At 57.2% G+C, this 11,332-nt stretch carries 9 protein-coding genes; 7 read left to right on the top strand and 2 right to left on the bottom strand.

The genetic code is table 11. The features are described from left to right. Nucleotides 1-291 precede the first annotated feature (291 nt). From ABIB18_RS10950 to ompC, 5 genes are all read left to right on the top strand, one after another. Entirely contained in the window at nt 292-2,211 is a 1,920-nt protein-coding gene (locus ABIB18_RS10950) for an Ig-like domain-containing protein (protein ID WP_354474147.1), read from the top strand. A 307-nt stretch (nt 2,212-2,518) separates the two neighbouring features. Continuing rightward, nucleotides 2,519-3,874, top strand: coding sequence for a TolC family outer membrane protein (locus ABIB18_RS10945; RefSeq protein ID WP_354474146.1), 1,356 nt, complete (start codon nt 2,519-2,521; stop codon nt 3,872-3,874). A gap of 28 nt (nt 3,875-3,902) precedes the next feature. Further along, on the top strand, nt 3,903-6,062 hold the full coding sequence (locus tag ABIB18_RS10940) for a type I secretion system permease/ATPase (protein WP_354474145.1): 2,160 nt from the start codon (nt 3,903-3,905) through the stop codon (nt 6,060-6,062). Further along, on the top strand, nt 6,059-7,228 hold the full coding sequence (locus tag ABIB18_RS10935; RefSeq protein WP_031377246.1) for a beta-barrel domain-containing protein: 1,170 nt from the start codon (nt 6,059-6,061) through the stop codon (nt 7,226-7,228). Before ABIB18_RS10940 ends, ABIB18_RS10935 begins: the two co-directional genes overlap by 4 nt. A gap of 599 nt (nt 7,229-7,827) precedes the next feature. Continuing rightward, nucleotides 7,828-8,940 (top strand): porin OmpC, encoded by a 1,113-nt coding sequence (ompC, locus tag ABIB18_RS10930; protein WP_354474144.1) that lies wholly within the window; start codon nt 7,828-7,830, stop codon nt 8,938-8,940. A 39-nt stretch (nt 8,941-8,979) separates the two neighbouring features. Here the strand turns inward: ompC and ABIB18_RS10925 are convergent, their stop codons facing one another. Continuing rightward, complete coding sequence (locus tag ABIB18_RS10925; RefSeq protein ID WP_162836812.1) at nt 8,980-9,156, bottom strand: hypothetical protein; 177 nt, start codon at nt 9,154-9,156, stop codon at nt 8,980-8,982. A gap of 150 nt (nt 9,157-9,306) precedes the next feature. Next, entirely contained in the window at nt 9,307-9,417 is a 111-nt protein-coding gene (locus ABIB18_RS10920) for a response regulator (protein WP_193387668.1), read from the bottom strand. A 180-nt stretch (nt 9,418-9,597) separates the two neighbouring features. On the opposite strand from ABIB18_RS10920, the gene apbE reads away from it, so the two are divergent. Together apbE and alkB are read left to right on the top strand one after the other, a co-directional pair. Continuing rightward, nucleotides 9,598-10,647: an FAD:protein FMN transferase ApbE gene (gene apbE / locus ABIB18_RS10915; protein ID WP_354474143.1), complete on the top strand. Its 1,050-nt coding sequence runs from the start codon at nt 9,598-9,600 to the stop codon at nt 10,645-10,647. Next, nucleotides 10,647-11,288, top strand: coding sequence for a DNA oxidative demethylase AlkB (gene alkB, locus ABIB18_RS10910; protein WP_031377243.1), 642 nt, complete (start codon nt 10,647-10,649; stop codon nt 11,286-11,288). The genes apbE and alkB overlap by 1 nt, the downstream gene beginning before the upstream one ends. Nucleotides 11,289-11,332 lie beyond the last annotated feature (44 nt).

Below are 11,332 nucleotides of genomic sequence, written 5' to 3'. Positions count from 1 at the left end.
CGGCCGTGATAATTCCATTTTCCAGATTTTCGCCACTATTCATCAGCAGGGTGAAAGATTAGGGTAGGGGCAGCAAACGGCGCCACGCCGGTTAATGCAGAAAATCTGACATCTAAAATTCTTTAGCGGCTTTTTTAGCAGCCTATTCATTAATCCTTGTTACCTGCGGGTAACCGGTTCCGACCAGCGGAAACGGGCAGCTTACGCTTGCCTGACATAACTGCGCCAACCTTAACGATCAGTTTATCTGATGGTTTGCGCCTGCGTTTCTGTTCTGAATTGAGGTTACCTATGTCCCAGCGTGATACGTTTCGTGCCGTCCGGCTCGAATCCATTTTTCAGGCGGCGGTGAGTGAATTTGCCGTTCCCGATAACACCGCGCGCAGCCTGGCCCCGGCAGTGACGTCCACCATCGCAACGCCGTCTGCCGATCTCTTCACCGACAGCGCGCTCAGTCCGGCGATTGGGCTGACGACGCTGGCGGTTACCGCGGCCGCAGATACCCAGCCGCCCGCCGCGCTGCGGCCGTATGAACCGATCGCCAGCGATGGGGTGATCGCCAACTGGGAAGTGCAAAACCCGGTCCATCTGCGCGGTCAGGCGGTGGGGGAGGCGGGATCAACCGTCACCCTGACCTTCAACGATCAGAGCTGGCAGAGCACCGTCAATCAGTGGGGCTACTGGAACGCCTCGATGCCCGCCGAGGTGCTGAACGGGCTGCCGGACGGCAATCACACCCTGACGCTGACCATCACCGATAAAGCCGGTAACAGCACCGACACCACGGTCGATTTTGGTCTCTATGCCGACCGCAGCCTTAAGCCGACTCTGACGGTGGACACCATCAGCGGCGATAACGCGGTTAACATTGAGGAGAGTGTGTATGGCGTCGACATCAGCGGCAGCGGCACCCATCTGCCTGCTGGCTCACGGGTAACTCTGACGCTGGGCAGCATCACCACCACGGCGATTGTTGGCGGCGACGGCAAATGGACCGGCACCTTTCACGAGAGCGATCTCAAAGCGCAGCAGGATGGCGTCTACAGTCTGAGGGTTAGTGCGGTTGATCCGAATGGCAACACCACCACTGAATCTCACCCGCTGACGCTGATCACCCACCTGAGCAGCCTGCCGCAGATTAGCTTTGATAAGGTGACGGCGGATGATGTGATCAATCTGGCGGAAACCCAGCAGGATTTACGGCTGAGCGGCACGCTGTCGACCGTGATGCCAGGCCATCGGCTGGTGATCACCGGCGCCAACGAGAAAGATTATGCCGCCACGCTGAGTGAGGATGGACACTGGCAGGTGGTGATCCCGGCGGCGGATGTGCAGGCTTTTATTAATATCGGCGAGATCCGCGCCTGGTCGATTGACGGTGCCAACAACTATACCGACGCCAGCCATGAGCTGAACATCAAAACCGGCTTTATCCCGATCTATGTCGAAATGGATATCGGCGGCGATATGATCCTCAACTATCAGGAAGCGCAGCACGATCTCAGCCTCTATGTTGAGGGCGCTAACGAGCTGGTGATCAATGGCAAAACCTACCAGCCGGACGCGAAGGGGATGGTGACCCTGAGCGCCAGCGATCTGCAGGCGCTGCCGGAGGGACCGGTCGCCGTCACCTATCATCGCTGGGATGAGTATGGCAACAGCGACACCCAGACCAACAGCAGCCTGTTCACCGTGGCTACTCATCAGCGTCCGACCCTGACGCTGGATACGCCGTTCGACGACAACGTGATTGACGCTGCGGATGTTAACAGCTGGCATCTGATTCAGGGCAGTTCGACCCACCTTGAGCCAGGCAGCCTGGTGCAGTTAACCCTCGGCGATCAGCACTACAGCGCCAGCGTGAAAGCAGACGGCGGCTGGGCGCTGACCATCCTGGCCGGACAGCTGGCGCCGCTGGATGATGGTGAATATCAGATGACGGTGAGCGCCAAAGACAGTGCCGGCAATCTGGCCAGTGCCAGCCAGACCGTGACGGTGGCCTCACATACTGACGCTGCTGCCACGCTGAATCTGCTGTCGGTCGATCAGCTACTGGATAACCTCAGCCCGACAGCGGCAGCCGAAACGCTGCCGGCGGCGAAGGCGTCTGCCGCTGTTGCTGCGCCGCACGACAGCAATCTGGTGACCGATTCCCCTTACACGCTCGCCGACCACTTATGGCAACACCCCGCCGTTCATCCGCTAGTCTGACCTGAAACACATTAGTTAACGTACTGCCTTCCGGACGGGTTTGTTAAGCCCGTCTGGATTGGCAGGCGTAACATCATCGATTAAATTTTGCGCGATTGAGAAAATAATTAATTATTTCATCGATATTTAGCAGGAAGAAGCGCGGGATATGATCTAATAATGTTAAAGGTCGTTTAGCGTCTGGCTTACGAACCATAAATTAATTGACGCAGTCTGATGAGGCGCAAGCCCGCAACGGCGCACCGTTTTGCACTCTTTGTTCACCGGGAAAACACCATGCTGATAAGAACCCCTGTTGGTAAACATAATGAACAAAGTGCGATTGACCTTTTTGTTATGCGCCCTGAATGGCGTAGTGTTGCCTGCGGCCATTGCCGCCCCCTTGCCCAAAGCTGAATTTAACTGGCGTGCCGCCCCCAGCGAAGAACAGATAGCCACCTTAACGCTGCGTGACGCCATTCTCCGCGCCTTCGCCCGTAATCCGAAAATCTCGCAAGCGGCGGCTCAAATCCACGTTGGCGAAGGCGATCTCGACGCCGCCAAAAGTGCCTGGTATCCGCAGATTTCCCTACAGGGCGCGGCAGGCCGATCGCATCAGACCGATTCCGCCGGCAGCCTGAATAACAATGGCTCCGGCGGCATTATGCTCAGCCAGCTCCTGTACGATTTTGGCCGCACCGGCGGTGCTATCGACGAGCAGCACGCCTTGTCAGAGGCCTACCTGTTTGGCCTGTTCGACTCAATGACCACCGTGGCAGAAGATACGCTGCAGGCCTATCTCGAAGTCAAACGTTATCAGGCGCTGGCGGAAACTGCCCACACCAATATCGCCTCACTGGAGCGGATACGTGATATCGCCCGCCTGCGCGCCGACGCCGGACTCAACTCGCAGTCGGACGTGTTACAGGCGGAAACCCGTATCGCCGCGATGCACGCCACGCTGGAGCAGTATCGGGCGCAGCTGCGTTCAGCCAAAGCCCAGCTGACGGTGCTGACCGGCGTGGTGCCGGCGGCCCTGCCTGAACTGCCGCAGGCGTTGCTCAATCAGCAGATCACCCTCGATAAAATCGCTTACGCCAACAGCGCCGCGGTGCGCAGCGCCCAGGCGAAGCAGGAAGCCGCGCGCGAGCGGGTGCGTCAGGCGCAGTCCGGCCACTGGCCAACTATCAAAGTTCAGGCTGGCCGGACCCGCTACGAAAACGATCGTCAGTCTTACTGGGACGATGAGGTCCAGCTGCAGGTTGAAGCGCCGCTCTACCAGGGCGGCATGGTCAATGCTAAAACCCAGTCCGCCGAGGGCGATCGTGAAGCGGCGCAGGCGGCGGTTCAGCAGGCCAAACTCACTATCAATCAGAATGCCTCCACCGCCTATGCCGACATGATTGGCGCGCAGCAACGCCAGGCGGCCGGTGAAGTGCAGCTGGAAAGCGCCGACCATACCCGCAATGTCTATGCCGATGAGTACCGGCTCAGTAAGCGCAGCCTGAACGATCTGCTGAGCGTGGAACAGGATGTGTTTCAGGCGGACAGTTCACGCATCACCGCGCTTTACGATGGCTGGGATGCCACCGTGCGCTATGCCGCTGCGGTCGACAATCTGCTCGATATCCTGGGTATCGATCGTCAGCGCAGCAGCGGCGATCTCCTTCCTTCGCTGCAATAGCGAGCTTTCGCATTAAAAGGCATTAACCATGAGCGCACAAAACCTGAATACCGATAACTGGATTGCCGCCATGCTGCGCGTGGCTGCGCGGTTCGGTAAACCTGCCGACGGCAAAACACTGCGCCAGCAGATGCGTTGGTTTGAACATCTGCCGGTGGCGCAGCAGCTGGAACGGCTCTCCGGGCTGCTCGGGCTGCATCTGACTATGGTGCCGCAAAATAAGCTGCGCTGGCGTCAGGAGATCACCCCGGTAGTGCTGGTACTGGAAAACAGCAGCGTGGCGGTACTGGAAGGAATCGACCCGGACGGCAGCGCACGCTACTGGCTAAGCGAAGGCGGCGACGTGGTGCGTGAAGGCGCGCTGTCTGAACTGCTGGCCCGCGCACAGGGCGAAGTCGGGGTGATTGGCGTCGCAGCGCGCGGCCGCGATGCGCGCATCGATGAATTCGTCCAGCCGTATGAACCGCACTGGTTCTGGAAGAACTTTCGCGGCATGGGCCGGCGCATCACCGAGATTTCGTTGGCGTCGGTGATCAGCAACGTGCTGGCGCTGGCCGGCATTCTGTTCTCAATGCAGGTCTACGATCGGGTGATCCCGGCGCAGTCGCAGGCCACGCTGTGGGTGCTGTTTGTCGGGGTGCTGATTGCGGCGGCGATTGAGTATCTGATCCGCCTGATGCGTACCCAGGTCTCCGACTTAATGGGCAAGCGCATCGACCTGAAAGTCTCTGCCATGCTGTTCGCCCGGGCGATGAGCATTCGCAATGAAGCACGACCCAAATCGACCGGTTCGTTCATTTCGCAGCTGCGTGAAATCGATCAGGTACGTGAACTGCTGACCTCCACCACGGTGGGTGCGGCCGCCGATCTGCCGTTTGTTATCCTGTTCCTGGTCATCATGTCATTTATCGGCGGCTGGCTGGTGCTGATTCCGCTGGCGGCGATACCGCTGATCGTGATCCCTGGCATGCTGGTGCAGATCCCGATGGCGCGGCTGGCGAAGGAGGGGCTGCGCGAAGGGGCGCTGCGTAATGCGGTGCTGGTGGAAACCATTGAAGGTATTGAAGATATTAAAGCGCTGCAGGCGGAACCCTATTTCCAGCGCCAGTGGGAACAGACCCATGAGGTCAGCGCCGCTATCAGTAATCAGCAACGCTTATGGGGCGCCCGGCTGACCGGCTGGGCCGCCACGGTGCAGCAGCTCACCTATGCCGGCATGCTGGTGTTCGGCGTCTATCTGGTTCTCGATTCGCAAATCACCACCGGCACCCTGGTCGCCTGTAGTCTGCTGTCGTCACGCACCATCGCGCCGCTGATGCAGCTCACCATGGTCTTTTCCCGCTGGCAGCATGCCAAAATGGCGATGAAAGGGCTGGATGAGCTGCTGAAGAAGCCGCTCGATCAGCCCGACGCGGCGACCCTGGCGCACTGTCCGACGCTGACCGGCCAGTACGATCTGCGTAACGTGCATTACAGCTACGACGAAGAGAATGAAAAGAACGTCCTCAACGTGCAGCAGTTGCAGATCAAACCGGGCGAGAAGATTGCCATTCTGGGTAAAGTCGGTGCCGGAAAATCAACCCTGCTCAAAATTCTCGCCGGTCAGGCGATGGCGAGCCAGGGCAAGGTGATTGTTGATGGCGTGGATATTGAACGCATCGATCCGATCGATCTCCGCCGCCAGCTCGGCTGGTTGTCACACGATTCGCGACTGTTTTTTGGCACGCTGCGGCAAAACCTGATGCTGGGCAATCCGCACGCCAGCGAACAGGAGATGTTACAGGCGCTGCGCATCAGCGGCGCGCTATCGCTGGTACAGCAGGATGCGGCCAGTCTGGATCGTATTATTAATGAAGGCGGGCGCGGCCTGTCCGGCGGGCAACGTCAGATGGTGATGCTGAGCCGGATGATCCTGCGTCAGCCGCAGGTGGTGTTGCTGGATGAGCCGACCGCCGCCATGGATGAGCAGCTGGAAGAGCATGTGATCCGTCAGCTTCAGGGCTGGATCAGCGGGCGCACCCTGATACTGGTCACGCACCGTCCGGCGCTGCTGAAGATGGTCGACCGCATTGTGGTGATGGATAACGGCCGGATTGTGGCCGATGGGCCGCGTGACGAGATCCTGCGCCGCGCCACGACTCCGGCCGCCCAACCGGCGGCAGGGCCGAATAAAGGAGATGCTGCATGAGCCTGGTGATGATTGATAAAGATCTGGCACGACATGAACGCCGTACGTCCGCCATTATCTGGCTTTGCACGGCAGCGCTGGCGATATTCCTGATCTGGGCGCACTTCGCCATTCTGGATGAGGTAACCGTCGGCACCGGCAAAGTGACCCCTTCCAGCCGCGCACAGGTTATTGACAGCCTGGATGGCGGCATCGTCAAACAGCTCAACGTGCATGAAGGCGATATTGTCGAGAAAGGGCAGATACTGGCGACGCTGGATCCAACCCGCTTCCAGTCCAACTTCGGTGAAGCGCAGGCTAAAGTGCGCACCCTGCGCGCCTCCTCGGAGCGGCTGGATGCGGAGCTGTCAGGCACGCCGCTGCAGTTCAGCGCGGAAACCCTGAAGGAGCCGCAGCTGGTGACGCGGGAAAGGCAGCTGTATGAATCCCGGCGGCGCAACCTGACGGAAACCATCAGCAACCTGCAGCAGTCGCTGAAGCTGGTGCAGGATGAGCTGCGCCTGACCGAGCCTCTGGTCGCTAAAGGCGCGGCCGGTCAGGTCGAGGTGATCCGTTTGCGTCGCCAGGTCAGCGACCTACGCGGCAAAATTGACGAGGCGCGCAATGACTATCTGGTGCGCGCCCACGAAGAGCAGGTGAAAAACAATGCTGAACTCGATGCGCAGCTGCAGGTGGCGGCGGGGAAAGAGGACCAGCTGACGCGCGCCACGCTCTATTCGCCGGTGCGCGGCATCGTTAAGGATATTCAGGTGACCACGGTGGGCGGGGTACTGGAGCCGGGCGGCAAGCTGATGGAGATTGTGCCGCTGGAAGATCAGCTGCTGATTGAAACCCGCATTAATCCGCGCGATATCGCTTACATCCGTCCCGGCCTGGCGGCAATCGTCAAAATCACCGCCTACGACTCCTCTATCTATGGCGATCTGCCGGGTGAGGTCGAAATCGTCTCGCCGGATACGCTGCAGGATGAGGTTAAGCGGGATCAATACTACTACCGGGTCTATGTTCGCACCCAAAAAGCGGAACTGACGAACCGTGCCGGCCGTAAATTCCCGATCGTGCCCGGTATGGTGGCCAATGTTGAAATTAAGACGGGTCAGAAATCGGTGATGGATTACCTGCTTAAACCGCTGAATAAAGTTAAAGAATCAATGCGCGAACGCTAAAATCACGGTCCGGATATTATCGCAGTGTGCTTAGTTACGGTGATAAATTAAGTGGGCGGATATATCGCCAGATAAGCGGCAGGCAGTGCGGAAATTAACCTTCTGTGCGGCAAAATAATAAAGTTAATTAATCGCCGGAAACCATGTTTACATAAAACGAATCGCAACGGCGGATCGCAGGCAAAAAAAATGCCGGACAAACATGTCCGGCGGGAAATTAGGGTAAACATCTCATTCGGAGTGAATGAAGGTAATAATGAAATAAATGATGATAGCGGGCTCTATTGTATTACCTGATGACGCATAAGTTTTATCATTCAGTGCTTCAGAGCATTCCGATGTAACGTGTTGATAACAAACGAGGCGAAATTCGATTAGCTTTTTGTGCCATATTTTTTATCGATATGTGCTGGTTATTAGTTCCCCAAAACTTACATTCAGAAATAACTGTTTCGAACTATGAAACAGTTTTGGAAATTTAGTAGCATTTTCGTGATGGATTATTGCCCGTTATAAAACAACAATGGCTTGCCGGCTGAATTTTTAATCATTCAGTTCGCAGTGGCAAATAATAAAGGCACATTACAGAGGGTAATAAAATGAAACGTCGCGTTCTCTCCCTGATGATCCCTGCGTTGCTGGTCGCAGCAGGATCAGCAAACGCAGCTGAAATCTACAATAAAGACGGCAACAAATTAGACCTGTTTGGTAAAGTCGATGGTCTGCACTACTTCTCTGATAACGATGGTTCTGATGGCGATCAGTCTTACGTCCGCTTTGGCTTTAAAGGCGAAACCGAAGTCAGCGATCAGCTGACCGGTTACGGCCAGTGGGAGTATCAGGCGGCGCTGAACAATGCAGAATCTGAAGGTACAGCTGACAGCTATACCCGCGTCGGCTTTGCCGGTGTGAAGTTTGGCGATGCAGGTTCATTCGATTACGGTCGTAACTACGGCGTAGCCTATGACATCGGCGCATGGACCGACGTGCTGCCAGAGTTCGGTGGTGATACCTATGGCGCGGATAACTTTATGTTCCAGCGCGGCAACGGTATGGCGACCTACCGCAACAGCAACTTCTTCGGCCTGGTCGATGGCTGGAACTTTGCGGTGCAGTATCAGGGCAAAAACGGCAATGGGGATGAGTCACCAAACGGTCGTGATGTGCTGGGCCAGAACGGTGACGGCTGGGGTCTGAGCACCACTTACGATCTCGGTTCCGGTTTTGGTATCGGTGCGTCGGCTTTCCAGTCTGACCGTACCAACGATCAGAACGGCAACCAGGCGGGTATCCTCGGTCGTGGCGACAAAGCAGAAGCCTACACCGGCGGTCTGAAATACGATGCCAACAACATCTATCTGGCAGCGATGTACACCAAGTCTTACAACGCAACCCGCTTCGGTAGCAGCGATTCGCCGGTGTTTGGTTATGCGGATAAAGCGGAAAACTGGGAGCTGGTGGCACAGTATCAGTTCGACTTCGGCCTGCGTCCATCACTGGCGTATGTCACCTCACGCGGCACCGATGTGCAGGGCTGGGGTAAACAAAACCTGAAGAAATACATTGATGTAGGCGCGACTTACTACTTCAACAAAAACATGTCCACCTATGTGGATTACCAAATCAACCTGCTGGATGACAACCAGTTCACCGACCAGGCCGGTATTAATACCGACGACGTGGTGGCACTGGGTCTGGTTTACCAGTTCTGATTTGTGCAGGTGCGCAGCGCTGGCTGCGCACCTGAGTCATTAATCCTTTTCCTTTATCTCATCTGCCGTTCGCCACTTTTTCGCTTTCGCAACTGCCGTGACCGGTGAGACCACACTGCCAAATCGGGCACCTTCAAATGCCACGCCCGCCAGAGAAAAGGCTGAAAAGCTCAGCCACTGATGCCAGGCTGCCTGCAGGTTCTGTGACGTTTTCATTCTGCACCTCTCAGAGATAAACACTGTTTCAACAGTGCAGAATTCATGCCAGCTTTACCGCTCTGATAGCCACGGCCCTGCCGCCGCTTCTGGTAAACTTGCCGCGCACGCTGAGAGGGTCATTGCCCCGTTCAGGTGCAGCGCTGCGGGTTAATGGCGCGGCCGTGACAGCGCCATGTGACGATGGCGGCGCTGATGCCAGACTTTGTAGCTGCTGTAAATGAACAGGCCCAGGGCGATGGCAAGAATCACGTAGATCATCTGCTGCTCCTTAATTAAACCAAACCGTTAAACGTAAATCGCCCGGTTACGGGCGGATGCATAGTAGATGACCGGTTGATACTGGCGTCATTGACTGAAGGATTCAACCCTCTTTTACGCTCTTTACCAGCGATTTATGCTTTGTAGCAGGAATAGATAAATTTTTACAAGTGAGGATTAATGAGATATCAGATTAATCTGCTGTCTTTGCCGTTTGCCATCCTGTTGTTAGCCGGTTGTGATAAGCCAGCGGCGACGTCATCAATGGTGCTGGAAGGCAAAACCATGGGCACGGTCTGGCGGGTCAGCCTGGCCGACGTCGACAGTGGCCGCAAAGCTGCACTGCAGCAGCGCATTCAGCAGCAGCTCGACAGTGACGACGCCGAACTCTCTACCTGGAAGCCCGATTCGGTGCTGTCGCGCTTTAATCAGAGCCGTGCGCTGACGCCGCAGCCGGTCAGCGAGAATATGGCGGACATCGTCACGCTCGCCTTGCGCATTGGTGCTAAAACCGGAGGGGCGATGGATATCACCGTCGGACCGCTGGTCAATCTGTGGGGCTTTGGCCCGACAAAACAGCCGAGCCATACGCCGGATGAGGCGGAAATAGCGGCGGCCAAAGCGCAGACCGGTCTGCAGCATCTGCGGGTAGTGCAGGGCGCGGGTGGCCAGTGGCTGCAAAAGGATCTGCCTGGCTTGTATGTTGATCTCTCAACGGTAGGCGAGGGCTTTGCCACCGATCATCTGGCGCGCCTGATGGAGCAGCTGGGGATTAATAATTATTTGGTGTCGGTTGGCGGGGCAGTGCTGAGCCGCGGGCTTAACGCCCAGCACCAGCCGTGGCGGGTCGCCATTCAGAAGCCGACCGACCGTGAGAATGCGGTGCAGGCGCGGGTTGATCTACAGGGACACGGCATCAGCACCTCGGGCAGCTATCGCAACTATTATGAACTGGACGGCAAGCGCGTTTCTCACGTGATCGACCCGCTTACCGGCCGACCGATTGAGCATAAACTGGTTTCGGCTACCGTGATCGCGACCACCGCGCTGGAGGCCGACGGCTGGGATACTGGCCTGATGGTTCTGGGCAGTAAAAAAGCCAAAGCGCTGGCAATCCAGCAGCAGCTGGCGGTCTATCTGATCAGTAAAGAAGGCGATGGTTTTGTGAGCTGGATGTCACCGCAGTTTGCCGCCTTTGTGATTAAACCCGAGTCGACAGGAGCACCCTGATGTTAGATCTGTTTAGCGAAGAGCAACCGTGGCAGGAACCGCTGGCTGACGGCGCGGTGATCCTGCGCCGCCGGGCGCGCGATGAGGCTGAAGCGTTGTATCAGCAGATTCTGGCCATCGCCGACCAGAATCCGTTTGCGCATCGCATTACGCCGGGCGGTCACCGCATGTCGGTGGCGATGACCAACTGCGGCGACTTTGGCTGGTCAGTGGATTCACGCGGTTATCAGTATCAGCAGCAGGATAACCTCAACGGGCGCAAGTGGCCACCGATGCCGCCGCTGTTTCGCAGTCTGGCGCAGGCCGCAGCGCGTGAAGCGGGCTTTCCCGATTTTAACCCTGATGCCTGCCTGCTCAATCGCTATGAACCTGGCGCGAAGCTGACCCTGCATCAGGACAAAGATGAGAAAGATCTGCGTCAGCCTATCGTCTCGGTCTCGCTGGGATTACCGGCGGTATTCCAGTTTGGCGGTTTTGAACGTGGCGACACCACCCAGCGGGTGCTGCTGGAGCATGGCGATATTGTGGTGTGGGGCGGGCCGTCACGCCTGCGTTATCACGGCATCCTGCCGCTCAAGCCGGGCGTGCACCCGTTGGTCGGCGCGTGGCGCTATAACCTGACTTTCCGCCGCGCCTTTTAATTCGCCATGCGGTGCGCGGCGCAGTGCGAATAACTATTGCTATC

Source organism: Pantoea sp. UYEF8 (genome assembly GCF_040546285.1).
Lineage (GTDB): Bacteria > Pseudomonadota > Gammaproteobacteria > Enterobacterales > Enterobacteriaceae > Pantoea > Pantoea brenneri.
This window is presented reverse-complemented; position numbering and strand designations above follow the sequence as displayed.